The following is a 16,584-nucleotide window of genomic DNA, read 5'->3' as shown; positions in this document are numbered from 1 at the left end:
GGTTCGCGGCGTCGCTGGGGGGTCCGCAGCGCGCCGTCCTGCTCGCGACGGCCGCGTGCTGTGCGTTGCTGGACGCAGCGGTGCGTCGATCCCCGGAGAGCGGGCCACCCCGTGCTCCTGCAGAGCCGCCCTCCCGCCGTGCGCGCCGGATCACCGCCCCCGCCGGTCCGGATCCGTTCGGTGGCGCCGCTCGGTCCGACGTCGCACCGGAGCCGTCCGGGTCCGGAGCGGGGTGGTCGTCGTCCGCGTCCGCGTCGGGTGGGCTCGTGCTGGGCACCCTGCCCGACGGCACCGGAGTGACGCTGCCGGTCGGGCCTCCCGGGCGGAGCACGCACGTGGTCGTCCTCGGACGGGGCGCACTGGCCGAGGCGGTCCATCGCGGGCTCGCCGGTCAGCTCGCGCGTGTCTGCGCGGGAGGTCCGCCCGGTGCCGACCAGCTCGCCAGCGACCGAGCCGCCGGATCGGCCGACCCCGACGAGCTCCTGAGCGCCCGTGACGGCGGGTCGCCCGCGCCCGTCCTGCCCGGGGAGGACCAGGCCACGGGACCGGGCGGCGACGAGCGTGTCCGGTGGTGCTCGTCCGACGACGTGCACCGCGACGTGAGCACTTCGGTGGTCGCTGTCCCGCCGCCGATCGCGGTCGATCCGACGGACGGATCGTGCACGCCGTCCCTGTCGTCCACCGGGACCCCGCTGCCCGCGAGCACCAGCGTCGCCGTGGGCTTCGTCGACGACGGGCCGGCGATCGTGGCGACCGTCGTCCTGGTCCCCGGACTCCAGCAGCTGCCGCGGGCGTGGGACGCCCTCGTCGAGGTCAGCCGCTACGGGTGCACCCTGCGGACCCGTGACGGCACCGTCGCGCGGGCCGTCGAGCCGGTGCTGCCGCTCCTCGAGCCGGACCACGTTCCCCGTGTGCCCGCCCGGAGCGGGGGAACGCCGTGAGACACCGCACAGGTCTGCGGAGCCGCCCCGCAGCACCGCAGGTGCAGTGCGGGGGTCGCCCGGCTCGATCGGTGCTCTGGCGCGCTCAGCGCAGCCCGGACCCCGCGCGCACGGCACCGACGGGGACGCCGCCGCCGAGCACCCGCTCGCCGGTCGCAGCCATGACGTCGGCGACCCCTGCCTCGTCCACCAGACCGTTGCGCTGGAGCAGGGTCAACGCTGCGAGGGTCCCCGCCCGGTGCGAGCCGTCGAGTGTCTTCACCGCGACGGCCGGACCACCGGGCAGACCCATCACCATGACGCCCTCGGCCCCGAACTTCGCGAGCACACCGAGCCGCTCGATGGCGACCGTGTTCGCCCGGCCCACGCCGTCGATCGCCCACGGGTGGTCGAGCACTGCGTCCACGAGGGCGGCGCTGTCCGAGTCGCTCCGGGCCGTCACGCCCGCGATGCCGCGCGCCAGGCCGGTCAGCGTCAACGGGAAGACCGGTGCACCGCAGCCGTCTGTCCCGACCACGTCGACGACCTCGCCGGTGTACGCCTCGACGACGTCACGGACCCGTTGCTGCAGGGAGTGCGACGGGTCCAGGTACGACGCCTCGTCCCAGCCGTTGACCCGGCACGCGGCGAGCATGCCCGCGTGCTTCCCCGAGCAGTTCATCGCGAGACGACGCGGTTCGGTCATGGTCCGCCCGGTCGCGCGGTCGAAGGGCATGTCCGGCGGGCAGCCGAGGTCGGCCTCGACGTGGTCGAACGACTCGAGCATGTGGAGGGCGAGTGCCTGGTGCGCCGCGGTGCCGGCGTGGCTCGCCGTGGTCAGCACGAGTTCCTCGTCACTGAAGTCCGCGCCGGCCGCCCGGATCGCGAGCGCCTGGAAGGGCTTCATCGTGGACCGCGGCCAGATGCTCGCCGACGGGTCCCCGACGCGGTCGAGCACCGTGCCGTCGGCGGCCACGACGACGCCGGCACCGAGGTGTCGGCTCTCGTCGAAGCCGTTCCGGTCGAGCACCGCGAGCTCGACCGAGCCCTCCGCGGTGAGAGGATGGCGATCAGTGCGGACGTCGTGGCTCACCGGCATGGCGCAAGCGTACCGACGACCGCGCCGCCAGCACCGCCACCACCGCACCGCCACCGCCACCGCCGCCACCGGCACCGACAGCACCGCACCACCGACGAAGGGCCACCGTGAGCGACCACTCCTACGAGGTCTCCGTCCGCTGGACCGGCGACCGCGGCACCGGGACGAGCGGCTACCGCGACTACGGCCGTGAGCACCTCGTCTCCGCGCCGGGCAAGCCCGACGTCCCCGGCTCCGCCGACCCCACGTTCCGCGGCGACGCCGCCCGGTGGAACCCCGAGGAGATGCTCCTCGGGGCCCTCGCGCAGTGCCACATGATGAGCTACCTGTACGTCGCGGTCCAGCAGGGCTTCACGGTCGTCGAGTACACCGACACCGCGACCGCCGCGCTCGACGTCCACCGCGACGGCACCGGCGAGCTCACCGCTGCGGAACTGCACCCCGTCGTCACGATCCTCGAGGCGGACCGCGTCGCCGACGCCGAGGCAGCCCACGTCCGGGCGAACGAGCTGTGCTTCATCGCCCGCTCCGTGGCGTTCCCCGTCCACCACGCGTCGGTCACCAAGGTCCGTGCGGCAGACTAGGTCCCCGTGAAGCGTCTCCGTCTGCTCCCGATCGCCCTCGTCCCCGCCGTCGTGCTCGGACTCGCCGCCTGCTCCGGTTCGGGGTCGGGTGACGCATCCGCCTCGCCGAGCGCGTCCTCGAGCGCGTCCGCCGCCCCGATCTCCACGTGCCCGAAGCCCGGGTCGGCGTCGAAGAGCATCAAGGTGACCGGGGCCGTCGGCGGCAAGGAAGCGCCGACCGTCACGTTCGACAAGGGACTCAGCGCGAAGACGCCCCAGGCCTCCACGGTGGCCCAGGGCGACGGCGCGAAGCTGCAGAAGGGCGAGTTCGCCCAGGTCTCCTACGCCGTCTACCAGGCGAAGGACGCCTCGAAGCTCGGCGCGGTCGGCTTCGACCAGGGCAACCCCCAGGTGCTCTCGGTCGGCGGGACCGGCTTCGGGGCCCTCCTCGCGTGCACGAAGGTCGGCGACCGCGTCGCGGCGATCGGCGCGTCGTCGGCGCTCGGCTTCACCACCAGCGGCGACATCGTCGTCGTGGCGGACGTGATCGCGAAGACCCCGACCAAGGCGACCGGTACGCCGCAGCAGCAGGACCCGGCGCTCCCGACGGTGAAGGACAAGGCCGACGGCGAGCCGGAGATCACGATCCCGTCCGGGTACAAGGCGCCCGCTACGACCCAGGTCGAGGTCCTGAAGCAGGGCGACGGACCAGAGGTGCAGAACGGGGACAGCGCCCTCGTGCAGTACAAGGGCGTTCTGCTCGACGGCGGCAAGGAGTTCGACTCGTCGTGGTCGAAGGGCGCCCCGACGACGTTCACCGTCTCCGAGCAGGGCCTGATCAAGGGCTTCGTCACCGGCCTCGTCGGGCAGAAGGTCGGTTCGCAGGTCCTCATCGTCGCCACGGCCGAGGACGCGTACGGCGCGAACCCGCGCGAGGGCTCGGGGATCCCGGCGAACGCTCCGCTCGTCTTCGTCGTGGACATCCTCGCGCTCGGCTGAGGCCGTCCCGGCGGGTTGCCCACCCGCACGGCAGAGGGCGGCGAGCAACTGCTCGCCGCCCTCTGCCGTGTCGGGAAGGCGTCAGCGCTGGACCTTGGTCATGGTGACCGTGACGTTCAAGGTGACGGTCGCGTTCGCTCGGTAGGTGTACGCCATACTGTTCGAAGCCCAGAAACTGGTCCGACGGTCACCGGTCGAGTAGCTGATGATCTTCTTCCACGAGCCGGTGCGCGTACCACTCCCGGCCAGGCCGTACGGGGTGCCGGTGATGCTCCGCATGCAGACGCTCGTGGACGTGCATCCCGGTCCGATCGGGTTGAGCGCTCGGTCGGCGACGGCCTCGGCGGCGAGGACCTCCCCAGTACGTGCGTCGACGTAGAGGGAGACCGGGTCGTCACCGTCGAGGAGCGCGTCGATCGCTTCACGAGACTGCGCGTTGCTCAGCGCGCGGAGTCGGGTCAGCTCGTCGGTCTCCGATGCCGGGCCAGCTGCGTGAGCGGCGGCGGGGACGGCTCCGACCAGCGCGAGCGCCGTGAGCGTGGTCGTGATGAGCGCGGGGAGGAATCGCTTAGTCGCTTTCATTATGCCAAAATTCCACACATCACACCCCGCCGACAAGGGGTGCCTGGATAGGGTGACGTCATGGACCTCCCGAAGCGCCGCATCGTCGTCCTCGGCAGCACCGGCTCGATCGGCACGCAGGCCCTGGACGTCGTCGCCCGCAACCCCGACCGCTTCGAGGTCGTCGGGCTCACCGCCGGCAGCAACCGTGACCTCGTCGCCGAGCAGGCCGCGCGCTTCGGGGTCACGGACACCGCGTTCGGCGCCGCCGACGCCGAGCGCCTGGTCCGCAGCGTCGAGGCCGACGTCGTCCTGAACGGTATCACCGGCTCGGTCGGTCTCGGTCCGACGCTCGCGGCGCTCGGCACGGGCGCGACGCTCGCCCTCGCGAACAAGGAGAGCCTCATCGTGGGCGGCCCGCTCGTGCAGGCAGCGGCGGCACCCGGGCAGATCGTGCCGGTCGACAGCGAGCACTCCGCGATCGCCCAGGCGCTGCGGTCGGGGTCGGACGCGGAGGTCCGCCGGCTCGTCCTCACCGCGAGCGGCGGCCCCTTCCGCGGCCGTTCCCGCGCCGAGCTCGTGGACGTCACCCCGGCGCAGGCGCTCGCGCACCCCACCTGGGACATGGGGCTCGTCGTCACGACGAACTCGGCGACGCTCGTGAACAAGGGCCTCGAGGTCATCGAGGCGCACCTGCTCTTCGGGGTGCCCTACGACCGCATCGACGTCACGGTGCACGCGCAGTCGATCGTGCACTCCATGGTCGAGTTCGTCGACGGCTCGACGATCGCGCAGGCGTCGCCGCCGGACATGCGCCTCCCGATCGCCCTCGGCCTGGCGTGGCCGGACCGCGTCCGGGGCGTCGGCGTCCCGCTCGACTGGACGACCGCGAGCACCTGGACGTTCGAGCCGCTGGACACGCAGGCGTTCGGGGCCGTCGACCTCGCGAAGCACGTCGGGGTCCTCGGCGGCACGTTCCCCGCGGTGTTCAACGCGGCCAACGAGCAGGCCGTCGCCGCCTTCCACGCGGGGGCCATCGGGTTCCTCGACATCGTCGACACGGTGCGCCGGGTCGTCGACGCGCACACGGCGGGGGAGCCGTCGCTCGACGGGGTGCTCGCCGCCGAGCGGTGGGCCCGCGACACGGCCGACCGCGTCCTGTCGCGCTGACGCGCCGATGCGGTCGGCGCCACGCGACCGCCTCCTCGACGACCCGTCGACGTGCGCGGGGCACGCGACCCGGCCGCGTGGCGACGCGACGGGTGCGCGTCACGTGCACCGCGCCTCCAGACCGGACGGGAGGCGCGGCAGACCTCTCAGGGTGCGCTCGGCTCCGTCATGGCCAGGGTCCCGTACCCTCTCCTGGTGACCGTCGAAACCGTGCTCCTCTTCGTCCTCGGCGTGGTCGTCTTCATCGTCGGCCTGCTGGTCTCGATCGGACTCCACGAGCTCGGACACCTGTCCTTCGCGAAGCTCTTCGGGGTGAAGGTCACGCAGTACTCGCTCGGCTTCGGGAAGCCCCTCTGGTCCTTCCGCCGCGGTGAGACCGAGTACGGGATCCGACCGATCCTGCTCGGCGGGTACATCTCGATGGTGGGCATGCTCAAGCCGCGTGCCTCCGGCAAGCCGAGCGCGATCACGAACACCGGCATGTACGGCGCGTTCGTGCAGGACGCCCGCGAGGCGAGTGCGGCCCAGATCGCCGACTCCGGCGGCGACGACTCCCGTGCCTTCTACCGCCTGACGCCGTGGAAGCGCATCATCGTCATGGTCGCCGGCCCCGCGATGAACCTCGTCATCGGTGTCGTGCTGTTCGGCGTGCTGCTCTGCGGGTTCGGCGCCCCGACGACGACCTTCACGTCGAGCGTCGACTGCGTCCTCCCGTCGAGCAGCGCCACGGCCTGCACGCCCGGTGACGCCGAGTCGCCCGCGAAGCAGGCCGGCATCCGGGACGGCGACGTCGTGCTCGCGGTGGACGGGCGGCAGGACCCGACGATCGCCGAGGTCTCGAACGTCTTCCAGCGGTCCGCGGGCGAGCGTGTCACGGTCGTGGTCGAACGCGACGGCGAGCGGAAGACCCTCGAGGTCACGCCGCAGCTCGCCACGCGCGACGTGGTGAAGGCGGACGGCACGGTCGCGAAGCAGGCCGACGGGTCGACGAGGACGCAGGAGGTCGGCGTCGTCGGCGTCAGCATCGGGCAGTCGCTCGTCCGCCAGTCCCCGGCGGCGGTGCTCCCGGCGACCGGTGCGCAGATCGCGGCGTCGGCGCACCTCATCATCGACCTGCCGCAGCGGCTCGTCGCGGTGTGGAACGCGGCGTTCGGCTCGCAGGCGCGGTCGCAGGACAGCCCGGTGTCGGTCGTCGGCGTCGGCCGCGCGATCGGCGAGGTGTCCTCGATGAGCGGGGTGCCGGTCGTCGACAAGGCGTACACGATCCTCGGGCTGCTCGCGTCGCTCAACATCGGTCTGTTCGTCCTCAACATGGTCCCGCTGCTGCCGCTCGACGGCGGGCACATCGCCGGGGCGCTGTGGGAGGCGGTGAAGCGTCGGGCCTACGTGCTCGCCGGCAGGCCGGACCCGGGTGCGATCGACCTCGCGAAGACGATGCCGCTGACGATGGTCGTCGTCGTGCTCCTCGCCGGGATGAGCGCGCTGCTCATCTACGCCGACCTCGTCCGCCCGGTCGACCTGTTCGGCTGACCCGGTTCCTCCACACGGCCCCGGCAGTCGGGGTGCGTCCACAGGACGCGCCTGACGGCCGGCTGCCCGTCGCGTCCGCCGCTACGCTCGCCCCATGAGCACAGTCCCCGAGGTCCGCGCCGTCGAGCGCCAGGGCATCGACGTCATCGCCGAGTCCGACCGCAAGGGCCGACCGCGGGGGCTGTTCTGGCCGTGGTTCGCCGCGAACGTCTCGGTCCTCGGCCTGAGCTACGGTTCGTTCGTCCTCGGCTTCGGGATCTCCCTCGTGCAGGCGACGGTCGTGTCCGTCGTGGGCGTGGCGTTCTCGTTCCTGCTGTGCGGCATCGTGGCGATCGCCGGCAAGCGCGGTTCGGCACCGACCATGGTGCTCAGCCGGGCGGCCTTCGGGGTGCGCGGGAACCGGCTGCCGTCGTTCCTCAGCTGGGTGTTGACGGTCGGGTGGGAGACCGCGCTGGCCTCGCTCGCCGTGCTCGCCACGTCGACGGTGTTCCGCGAGCTCGGCTGGGACGACGGCGTCCTGACGAAGCTCGTCGCCCTGGTGGTGGTGGCGGCGCTCGTCGTCGGGGCCGGCATCGCGGGCTTCGACGTCATCATGCGGCTGCAGACCGTGATCACCGTCGTGACCGCGGTGCTGACCGTGGTCTACGTCGTGCTCGCGGTGCCCTCGATCGACCTCGGCACCCTCGGGGCCCTGCCTGCGGGCAGCGCGCAGAACGTCCTCGGTGCGCTCGTGCTCGTGATGACCGGCTTCGGCCTCGGCTGGGTCAACGCGGCGGCCGACTACTCGCGGTACCTGCCGCGCACGGCGTCGACCGGCGGAGTGGTCTGGTGGACGACGTTCGGCGGCGCCCTCGCCCCCGCGGTGCTGGTCGTGGTCGGGGTCCTGCTCGCCGGCTCGTCGAAGGGGCTGAACGACGCGATCGGCGCCGACCCGATCGGTGCGCTCACGACGATCCTGCCGGTGTGGTTCCTCATCCCGTTCGCCCTCGTCGCGATCCTCGGGCTGGTCGGTGGTGCCGTGCTCGACATCTACTCGTCGGGTCTGGCGCTCCTCAGCGCCGGGGTGCGCATCCCGCGGCCGGTGGCGGCCGGGGTCGACGGCGTCGTCATGGTCGCCGGCGCGGTGTACGTGGTGTTCTTCGCCCGCGACTTCATCTCGCCGTTCCAGGCCTTCCTCGTCACGCTCGGTGTCCCGGTCGCCGCGTGGGCGGGCGTGTTCGTCGCCGACGTCCTGCTCCGCCGTCGGGCCTACGCCGACACCGAGCTCGACGACCGCCGTGGTCGCTACGGCGACGTCCGGTGGGCGGCGATCGGCCTCGTGGTGCTCGGCACCGTCCTCGGTTGGGGGCTCGTGACGAACACGTACGGTGTGCCCGCCTGGCTCAACTGGCAGGGCTACCTGCTCGGCCCGTTCGGCCTCGGCGGCCGCGACGGTGCCTGGGCGTACGCGAACCTCGGCGTCCTCGTGGCCCTGGTCGTCGGCTTCGTCGGCACGCTGCTCACCGCGCGCGGCACGGTCCGGCGGCAGGAGCGGGCGTGAGCGTCGCCGTGCCGGACGACGCCTGGCTCGTCGCGATCGACCTGCAGCGGATCTTCACCGGGGACAGCCCGTGGGCGGCGCCGCGCTACGACGACGCGGCCGCCGGCACGGAACGGCTGCTGCCGCGCTTCGCCGGCCGCACGGTCGTCACCAGGTTCGTCGCCCCGTCCCGGCCCGCCGGCGCCTGGGTGCCGTACTACCGCGACTGGTCCTTCGCGCTCGTCCCGGACACCGACCCGCTGTACGCGCTGACCGAGCCGTTCGCAGCGGCAGCGGCAGCGGCAGTGGCAGCGGCGGCATCGGCAGCGGCCTCGTCACCGGGGTCGTCGGCCGGACGGCTCCCCGTCGTCACCGAACCCACCTTCGGCAAGTGGGGGAGCGCCCTCCGCGCGGTCGTCGGCGAACACCCGCACCTGGTGCTCACCGGCGTCTCGACCGACTGCTGCGTGCTCAGCACCGCCCTGGCCGCCGCGGACGCGGGCGCGACGGTGACGGTCGTGGCCGACGCCTGCGCCGGCGCGACCGACGCCGACCACGAACGAGCCCTCGACGCGATGCGGCTCTACGCCCCGCTCATCACCGTCGTCGAGCGCGGGACGGACCTGGTGACGGGCAGCGAGTGACGTCACCCGGACCGCGTAGAGTGACGCGCGTGCCAGCAGTGAACCTCGGTCTGCCGAAAGTCCCCGAAACCCTCGCCCCGCGCCGGAAGTCCCGGCAGATCCGGGTCGGCAAGGTGCTCGTGGGCGGTGACGCCCCGGTGTCGGTGCAGTCGATGACGACCACCCCGACGACGAACATCAACGCGACGCTGCAGCAGATCGCCGAGCTCACCGCCTCGGGCTGCGACATCGTCCGGGTGGCGGTCCCGAGCCAGGACGACGCCGACGCACTGCCGATCATCGCGAAGAAGTCGCAGATCCCGGTCATCGCCGACATCCACTTCCAGCCGAAGTACGTCTTCCAGGCGATCGACGCCGGCTGTGCCGCGGTCCGCGTGAACCCCGGCAACATCCGCAAGTTCGACGACCAGGTCGGCGCCATCGCCCGTGCCGCCAAGGACGCCGGCGTCTCGCTCCGCATCGGCGTGAACGCGGGGTCGCTCGAGCCGAGTCTGCTGCAGAAGTACGGCAAGGCGACGCCCGAGGCGCTCGTCGAGTCGGCGGTGTGGGAGGCGAGCCTGTTCGAGGAGCACGACTTCCACGACTTCAAGATCTCGGTCAAGCACAACGACCCGATCGTCATGGTCAAGGCCTACCGGCAGCTCGCCGCGGCGGGGGACTGGCCGCTGCACCTCGGCGTGACCGAGGCCGGCCCGGAGTTCCAGGGCACGATCAAGAGCGCGACCGCGTTCGGCATCCTGCTCGCCGAGGGCATCGGCGACACCATCCGCGTCTCGCTGTCGGCACCGCCCGCGCAGGAGGTCAAGGTCGGTCTGCAGATCCTGCAGTCGCTGAACCTGCGGGAGCGCAAGCTCGAGATCGTCTCCTGCCCGAGCTGCGGCCGTGCGCAGGTCGACGTCTACCAGCTCGCGAACGACGTCACCAAGGGGCTCGAGGGCATGACCGTGCCCCTGCGCGTCGCCGTCATGGGCTGCGTCGTGAACGGTCCGGGCGAGGCCCGTGAGGCCGACCTCGGTGTCGCGTCGGGCAACGGCAAGGGCCAGATCTTCGTCAAGGGCGAGGTCGTCAAGACCGTGCCGGAGCGCGAGATCGTGCAGACGCTCATCGCCGAGGCGAACCGCATCGCCGACGAGATGGGGCCGGACGCGGCTCCCGGCACCGTGCAGGTCGTCACCGCGCCGTAGCACGCCGCTAGGCTTGCGTCCGTGGTCACACGGCTCTCGCATCTGTTCCTCCGTACGCTCCGCGACGACCCCTCCGACGCCGAGGTGACGAGCCACAAGCTGCTCGTCCGCGCCGGGTACGTCCGTCGCCAGTCGCCCGGTGTCTTCGCCTGGCTGCCGCTCGGGCTGCGTGTCCGGCGGCGCATCGAGGAGATCGTCCGCGCCGAGATGATCGCCGCCGGTGCGCAGGAGGTCCTGCTCCCCGCGCTCCTGCCGCGCGAGCCGTACGAGGCCACGGGTCGCTGGACCGAGTACGGCGACGGCATGTTCCGCCTGCAGGACCGCAAGGGCGCGGACCACCTGCTCGCGCCGACCCACGAGGAGATGTTCGCGCTCCTCGTCAAGGACCTGTACGGCTCGTACAAGGACCTCCCGGTGACGCTGTTCCAGATCCAGGACAAGTACCGCGACGAGGCCCGCCCCCGTGCCGGTCTGCTCCGTGGCCGCGAGTTCACGATGAAGGACGCCTACTCGTTCGACCTCACCGATGAGGGGCTCGAGCGCAGCTACCAGGTGATGCGCGACGCGTACGAGCGCATCTTCACCCGTCTCGGCCTCGAGTACGTCGTCGTCAAGGCGGACGCCGGTGCGATGGGCGGCTCGAAGTCGGAGGAGTTCCTGCACCCCATCGGCGTCGGCGAGGACACCTTCGTCCGCAGTGCCGGCGGCTACGCGGCGAACGTCGAGGCGTACGTCACCCCGGTGCCCGACGCCCTGCCGATCGAGGGCCAGCCGGAGCCCGTGACGCTGCCGTCCGCGGACACCCCGACGATCGACACGCTCGTCGCCCACGCGAACGCCGTCGCGCCGCGCGAGGGGGCAGGGTGGACCGCGGCCGACACCCTCAAGAACGTCGTGCTCGCCCTCACACACCTCGACGGCACCCGCGAGGTCGTGGTCGTCGGCCTGCCCGGTGACCGCGACGTCGACCTCAAGCGCGCCGAGGTCGCCTTCGCGCCCGCGGACGTCGAGCCGGCCGGCGACGACGACTTCCGGAAGCACCCGGGCGTCTTCGTGAAGGGCTACATCGGACCGCAGGTCCTCGGCGCGGACAGCCCCTCCGGCATCCGGTACTTCGTCGACCCCCGTGTCGTCGACGGCACCGCGTGGATCACGGGTGCGAACGAGCGCGGCGTGCACGTCTCGGGCCTCGTGATGGGCCGCGACTTCACCGCGGACGGCGTCGCCGAGGTGTCCGACGTCCGGGCCGGCGACCCGGCCCCGGACGGCTCCGGGCCGCTCGAGACCGCGCGCGGCATGGAGATCGGCCACGTGTTCCAACTCGGTCGCAAGTACGCCGAGGCGCTCGACCTCAAGGTGCAGGACGAGAACGGCAAGCTCGCGACGGTCACGATGGGCTCGTACGGCATCGGCGTGACCCGCATCATGGCGATCCTGGCCGAGGCGCACAACGACGAGAAGGGGCTGGCCTGGCCCAAGGAGGTCGCCCCGTTCGACGTCCACGTCGTCGCCACGGGCAAGGACCAGACGGCGTACGACCTCGCGACGTCGCTCATCACGTCGCTCGAGGCCGAGCGCTACGACGTCGTGTACGACGACCGTCCGAAGGTGTCGCCCGGCGTGAAGCTCCGCGACGCCGAGCTGCTCGGCGTCCCCGTCGTGGTCGTCGCCGGTCGGAACGCCGCCGACGGCGTCGTCGAGCTCTGGGACCGCCGGTCCGGCGAGCGTCGCGACGTCCCGGTCGCGGACCTCCTCGAGGCGGTCCGCGCGATCCAGTAGCACCCGTCGCCGGTCACGGACGACGCGACCAGGGCGGCTGCCCGCAGCGGGATCCCGCTGCCGGGCAGCCGCCCTCGTCACGTTGCGTGGGTGGGCGCGGACCGCGGGGCGGACGGGAGGCCCGTGGCGGGCCCGCCACGGGCCTCCCGTCCGGAACTGGGGTACGCTGATCGCCGACTTCCGCGCAGATCCACCCCGCGGAGGCGACTCAGCTGAACACGGAGGCACCTCGGTGAAGATCGACCTCGCAGTCCTGCGACTCATGGAACGCGAGCGGGAGATCCCGTTCGACGAACTCGTCCAGATCATCGAATCCGCCATCCTGACGGCGTACCAGAAGCACTCCGCCGAGAACGGCGAGCCCGCGGACGCGCAGTCCCGCGTCGAGCTCGACCGCAAGAGCGGCGAGGTCTCGGTCTACGTGCCGGAGCGCGACGAGGAGGGCACCGTCGTCGGGGAGGCCGTCGACCAGCCCAGCGACTTCGGGCGCATCGCCGCCTTCGCCGCGAAGCAGGTCATCAACCAGCGGCTCCGCGACATCGGTGACGACAAGATCCTCGGCCAGTTCCGCGGCAAGGAGGGCGACATCGTCGCCGGCATCATCCAGCAGGGACCGAACCCGAAGATGGTGCACGTCGACCTCGGCACGGTCGAGGCGATCCTGCCGCCCGAGGAGCAGGTCCCGGGCGAGGAGTACAAGCACGGGCAGCGCATCCGCGTGTACGTGACGAGCGTCGGTCGCGGCCCCAAGGGTCCGCAGATCATCGTGTCGCGCACCCACCCCGGTCTCGTCCGCAAGCTGTTCGCCCTCGAGGTGCCGGAGATCGCGTCCGGCGTCGTCGAGATCACCTCGATCGCCCGCGAGGCCGGCCACCGCACCAAGCTCGCGGTGAAGGCGAACGAGCAGGGCGTCAACGCCAAGGGTGCCTGCATCGGTGAGCTCGGTGCCCGCGTGCGGGCCGTCACGACCGAGCTCGGCGCCGAGAAGATCGACATCGTCGACTGGTCGTCCGACCTGTCGTCGTTCGTCGCGAGCGCGTTGTCGCCGGCCAAGGTGACCAGTGCCTTCGTGCTCGACGCCTCGACGAAGGCCGTCCGTGCGCTCGTCCCGGACTACCAGCTGTCGCTCGCGATCGGCAAGGAGGGGCAGAACGCCCGTCTCGCCGCGAAGCTCACGGGTGCCCGCATCGACATCCAGCCGGACAGCATCCTGGACGGCGAGGACTAGGGACCAGCACGGTGGACCGGCTGCCCGACCCCCGGTCGGCGGCCGGTCTTCGCTCGTGGCGTGACCGGATCGGGCGCGCCGGATCGCGGTCGTCCGAGGCAAGGAGTAAGGTGGTACCCGTCAGAACGTGCATCGGCAGTCGTCGCCGTGCTCCCCGATCCTCCCTCCTCCGTGTCGTCGCCCTGCGTGACGGTCGCGTCGTGGCGGATCCGAAGGCAGTCATGCCGGGCAGGGGAGCGTGGCTCACCCCGACCGTCGATGCCTACGAGCTGGCCGTCAAGCGCCGGGCCTTCCGCCGGGCGCTCCGGCTGGATCGCGAACCCGACACGTCCGCAGTGCTCGACCATCTGCTCAGCCTCACAGCTGCGCGGTCGGACGGACACGAGGACACGACAGAACAGGCTGAACGGCTTATGGACAACTGATGAGCGGCTCGAAATGAGACCCGTCATCCAGTGAGTCCTGCCCCCTTCGCGGGGTGGGACCCGTGAAGGAGAACAGTGGCGAAACCACGCGTACACGAGATCGCATCCGAACTCGGTGTCGACAGCAAGACCGCAATGGAGAAGCTCAAGGAACTCGGCGAGTTCGTCAAGGGCCCGAGCTCCAGCGTTGAACCCCCCGTCGCGCGCAAGCTCCGTGCTGCGCTGCAGGCTGCTGGCGCCTCGGCGTCCGCCCCGGCAGCGTCCGCATCGACGAGCGCGCCCGCCAAGAGCGCCGCGCCGAAGTCGAGCGCGCCGAAGCCCGGCGGTCCCCGCCCGGGTCCGGCACGTCCGGCCGCCGCCGAGCCCGAGCCCGAGGCCCAGACGCCGGCTCCCGCCTCGGACGCTCCGGTGCCCGCTGCGCCGAAGTCGGTCGCCCAGCGACAGGCCGAGGCCGAGGCTGCCCGCAAGGCCGCTGCCGCCGAGAAGGCCGCAGCAGCCGAGCAGTCGACCGAGCAGGGCTCCGCCGACTCCGGCGAGCCGAAGAGCGACGCCGTCAAGCCCGGTGGCGCCCCGAAGCCCGGGTCGGCCGCCGGCCCGAAGCCGGGTGGCCCGAAGCCGGGCGCACGTCCCGGCAACAACCCGTACGCGTCGAGCCAGGGCATGGGCTCGCGCCCGCCGCGTCCGGGCAACAACCCGTACTCGTCCAACCAGGGCATGGGGCAGCGTCCCGCTGCCGGTGCCGGTGGTGGGAACGGCATCCCGCGTCCGGCCCCGCCGCGTCCGGGCGTGCCCCGTCCGGGTGCTCCGCGTCCGGGTGGCCCCGGTCAGGCGAACCGCCCCAACGGCTTCGGGCAGCGCCCGGGCCAGGGTGGCGGCCGTGGTGGCCCCGGCGGTCGTCCGGGTGCACCGGGTGCCGGTGGCGGCTTCCCGCGTCCGGCCTTCAGCGGCCCGCGTCCCGCCGGTGGCGGTGGCCGTGGTCGTGGCCCCGGCGGTGGTACCGCAGGTGCGTTCGGTCGCGGTGGCGGCAAGAGCCGTGCCCGCAAGTCGAAGCGGACGAAGCGCGCCGAGTACGAGATGCGGCAGGCGCCGTCGCTCGGCGGTGTGCAGGTCCCTCGTGGCGACGGCAACACGGTCGTCCGTCTGCGTCGCGGTGCGAGCATCTCGGACTTCGCGGACAAGATCGACGCCATGCCCGGCAACCTCGTGACGGTGCTGTTCCACCTCGGTGAGATGGCGACCGCCACGGAGTCGCTCGACGAGGCGACGTTCGAGGTCCTCGGCGAGGAGCTGGGCTACAAGATCCAGATCGTCTCGCCCGAGGACGAGGACCGCGAGCTCCTCGAGGGCTTCGACATCGACCTCGATGCCGAGCTCGAGGACGAGGACGACGACGTGCTGCAGCAGCGCCCGCCGGTCGTCACCGTCATGGGTCACGTCGACCACGGCAAGACCCGCCTCCTCGACGCGATCCGCAACTCGAAGGTCGTCGAGGGCGAGGCCGGTGGCATCACCCAGCACATCGGTGCGTACCAGATCACGACCGAGCACGAGGGCATCGAGCGCCCGATCACCTTCATCGACACCCCGGGTCACGAGGCGTTCACCGCCATGCGTGCCCGTGGTGCGCAGGTGACGGACATCGCGATCCTCGTGGTCGCGGCGGACGACGGAATCATGCCCCAGACGATCGAGGCACTGAACCACGCGCAGTCGGCCGGTGTGCCGATCGTGGTCGCGGTGAACAAGATCGACAAGGAGGGTGCGAACCCCGCCAAGGTGCGTCAGCAGCTCACCGAGTACAACCTGGTGGCCGAGGAGTACGGCGGCGACGTCATGTTCGTCGACGTGTCGGCGCGCAACAACGTCGGCATCCAGGACCTCCTGGACGCCGTGCTGCTCACCGCCGACGCCGGGCTCGACCTGCGAGCGAACCCCGACAAGGACGCCCGCGGTGTGGCGATCGAGGCGCGACTCGACAAGGGTCGTGGTTCGGTTGCGACCGTGCTCATCCAGTCCGGAACGCTGCACGTCGGCGACGCGATCGTCGCGGGTACGGCCTACGGCCGCGTCCGTGCGATGACGGACGAGAACGGCGACCCGGTCAAGGCCGCGACGCCGAGCCGCCCGGTCCAGGTGCAGGGTCTGTCGTCGGTGCCCCGCGCCGGTGACACGTTCCTCGTCACCGAGGAGGACCGTACGGCCCGTCAGATCGCCGAGAAGCGTGAAGCCGCCGAGCGCAACGCCCAGCTGGCCAAGGCCCGCAAGCGCATCTCGCTCGAGGACTTCACCCGTGCGCTCGAAGAGGGCAAGGTGGACTCGCTCAACCTCATCATCAAGGGTGACGTCTCCGGTGCCGTCGAGGCACTCGAGCAGTCGCTCCTGGACATCGAGGTCGACGACAGCGTCCAGCTCCGGATCCTGCACCGCGGCGTCGGTGCGATCACGGAGTCGGACATCGACCTGGCCACGATCGACAACGCGATCGTCGTCGGCTTCAACGTCCGTCCGGACGTCAAGGCCCGCGAGCGTGCAGCCCGCGAGGGCATCGACGTGCGCTTCTACTCGGTCATCTACAACGCACTCGAGGACATCGAGCAGTCCCTCAAGGGCATGCTCAAGCCCGAGTACGAAGAGGTCCAGTCGGGTGTCGCCGAGATCCGCGAGGTGTTCCGCTCCTCGAAGTTCGGCAACATCGCCGGTGTCATCGTCCGCTCCGGCACGATCACGCGCAACGCCAAGGCGCGCGTCATCCGTGACGGTGTGGTGCTCGCCGACGGCCTCGCGATCGAGTCGCTGCGTCGCTTCAAGGACGACGTCACCGAGGTCCGCACGGACTTCGAGGCCGGTATCGGTCTGGGCAAGTACAACGACATCCAGATCGGTGACGAGATCGAGACCACCGAGCTCGTCGAGAAGCCGCGCGACTGATCGTGTGACTACTCTGGGCCCCGGCCTCCTTCACG

14 protein-coding genes are annotated in these 16,584 nt (G+C 71.7%); 12 read left to right on the top strand and 2 right to left on the bottom strand.

The features are described 5' to 3' along the window. The first annotated feature begins 266 nt into the window (after positions 1 to 266). Positions 267 to 941, top strand: a complete 675-nt coding sequence (locus QOL16_RS09675; RefSeq protein ID WP_139266302.1) for a hypothetical protein — start codon at positions 267 to 269, stop codon at positions 939 to 941. An 85-nt stretch (positions 942 to 1,026) separates the two neighbouring features. Here the strand turns inward: QOL16_RS09675 and QOL16_RS09670 are convergent, their stop codons facing one another. After that, positions 1,027 to 2,019 (bottom strand): asparaginase, encoded by a 993-nt coding sequence (locus QOL16_RS09670; RefSeq protein ID WP_071282640.1) that lies wholly within the window; start codon positions 2,017 to 2,019, stop codon positions 1,027 to 1,029. A gap of 107 nt (positions 2,020 to 2,126) precedes the next feature. On the opposite strand from QOL16_RS09670, the gene QOL16_RS09665 reads away from it, so the two are divergent. Together QOL16_RS09665 and QOL16_RS09660 are read left to right on the top strand one after the other, a co-directional pair. Beyond that, complete coding sequence (locus tag QOL16_RS09665) at positions 2,127 to 2,603, top strand: OsmC family protein (RefSeq protein ID WP_071282638.1); 477 nt, start codon at positions 2,127 to 2,129, stop codon at positions 2,601 to 2,603. Positions 2,604 to 2,609: 6 nt separating this feature from the next. Continuing rightward, positions 2,610 to 3,581 (top strand): FKBP-type peptidyl-prolyl cis-trans isomerase, encoded by a 972-nt coding sequence (locus QOL16_RS09660; RefSeq protein WP_071247312.1) that lies wholly within the window; start codon positions 2,610 to 2,612, stop codon positions 3,579 to 3,581. A gap of 81 nt (positions 3,582 to 3,662) precedes the next feature. Here the strand turns inward: QOL16_RS09660 and QOL16_RS09655 are convergent, their stop codons facing one another. Further along, entirely contained in the window at positions 3,663 to 4,163 is a 501-nt protein-coding gene (locus tag QOL16_RS09655) for a hypothetical protein (protein ID WP_071282636.1), read from the bottom strand. 60 nt (positions 4,164 to 4,223) lie between these two features. Between QOL16_RS09655 and dxr the strand changes: the two genes are divergently transcribed. The 9 genes from dxr (at position 4,224) to infB (ending at position 16,549) form a co-directional block, all read left to right on the top strand. Beyond that, positions 4,224 to 5,312, top strand: coding sequence for a 1-deoxy-D-xylulose-5-phosphate reductoisomerase (gene dxr / locus QOL16_RS09650; RefSeq protein ID WP_065959206.1), 1,089 nt, complete (start codon positions 4,224 to 4,226; stop codon positions 5,310 to 5,312). 195 nt (positions 5,313 to 5,507) lie between these two features. Beyond that, a complete protein-coding gene (locus QOL16_RS09645) occupies positions 5,508 to 6,842 on the top strand; it encodes an RIP metalloprotease (RefSeq protein WP_175473036.1) in 1,335 nt (444 codons plus the stop codon). Between the two features lie 94 nt (positions 6,843 to 6,936). After that, entirely contained in the window at positions 6,937 to 8,382 is a 1,446-nt protein-coding gene (locus QOL16_RS09640) for a cytosine permease (RefSeq protein WP_071247316.1), read from the top strand. Continuing rightward, positions 8,379 to 9,005: a cysteine hydrolase family protein gene (locus QOL16_RS09635; RefSeq protein ID WP_083393983.1), complete on the top strand. Its 627-nt coding sequence runs from the start codon at positions 8,379 to 8,381 to the stop codon at positions 9,003 to 9,005. Before QOL16_RS09640 ends, QOL16_RS09635 begins: the two co-directional genes overlap by 4 nt. Positions 9,006 to 9,055: 50 nt before the next feature. After that, positions 9,056 to 10,189, top strand: a complete 1,134-nt coding sequence (gene ispG / locus QOL16_RS09630; protein ID WP_071247348.1) for a flavodoxin-dependent (E)-4-hydroxy-3-methylbut-2-enyl-diphosphate synthase — start codon at positions 9,056 to 9,058, stop codon at positions 10,187 to 10,189. 21 nt (positions 10,190 to 10,210) lie between these two features. Beyond that, complete coding sequence (locus QOL16_RS09625; protein WP_071282634.1) at positions 10,211 to 11,968, top strand: proline--tRNA ligase; 1,758 nt, start codon at positions 10,211 to 10,213, stop codon at positions 11,966 to 11,968. A 232-nt stretch (positions 11,969 to 12,200) separates the two neighbouring features. After that, positions 12,201 to 13,196 carry a transcription termination factor NusA gene (gene nusA, locus QOL16_RS09620; protein ID WP_065959200.1) on the top strand — a complete coding sequence of 332 codons (996 nt, stop codon included), beginning with the start codon at positions 12,201 to 12,203 and terminating at the stop codon, positions 13,194 to 13,196. 11 nt (positions 13,197 to 13,207) lie between these two features. Beyond that, positions 13,208 to 13,621: a YlxR family protein gene (locus QOL16_RS09615; protein WP_366556874.1), complete on the top strand. Its 414-nt coding sequence runs from the start codon at positions 13,208 to 13,210 to the stop codon at positions 13,619 to 13,621. Positions 13,622 to 13,696: 75 nt separating this feature from the next. Then, a complete protein-coding gene (gene infB, locus QOL16_RS09610; protein ID WP_065959198.1) occupies positions 13,697 to 16,549 on the top strand; it encodes a translation initiation factor IF-2 in 2,853 nt (950 codons plus the stop codon). Positions 16,550 to 16,584: the final 35 nt, after the last annotated feature.

The sequence above is a fragment of the Curtobacterium sp. MCBA15_004 genome, from assembly GCF_001865055.2.
Taxonomy (GTDB): Bacteria; Actinomycetota; Actinomycetes; order Actinomycetales; family Microbacteriaceae; genus Curtobacterium.
The sequence above is the reverse complement of the archived record's forward strand: the minus strand, read 5'-3'. Positions and strand labels throughout refer to the sequence as shown.

What these genes read in the sequence shown, in the direction of transcription:
- QOL16_RS09670 (WP_071282640.1), bottom strand. Translation starts at nt 2,019, where the DNA reads ATGCCGGTGAGCCACGACGTCCGCACTGATCGCCATCCTCTCACCGCG.
- QOL16_RS09655 (WP_071282636.1), bottom strand. Translation starts at nt 4,163, where the DNA reads ATGAAAGCGACTAAGCGATTCCTCCCCGCGCTCATCACGACCACGCTC.
- dxr (WP_065959206.1), top strand. Translation starts at nt 4,224, where the DNA reads ATGGACCTCCCGAAGCGCCGCATCGTCGTCCTCGGCAGCACCGGCTCG.
- QOL16_RS09640 (WP_071247316.1), top strand. Translation starts at nt 6,937, where the DNA reads ATGAGCACAGTCCCCGAGGTCCGCGCCGTCGAGCGCCAGGGCATCGAC.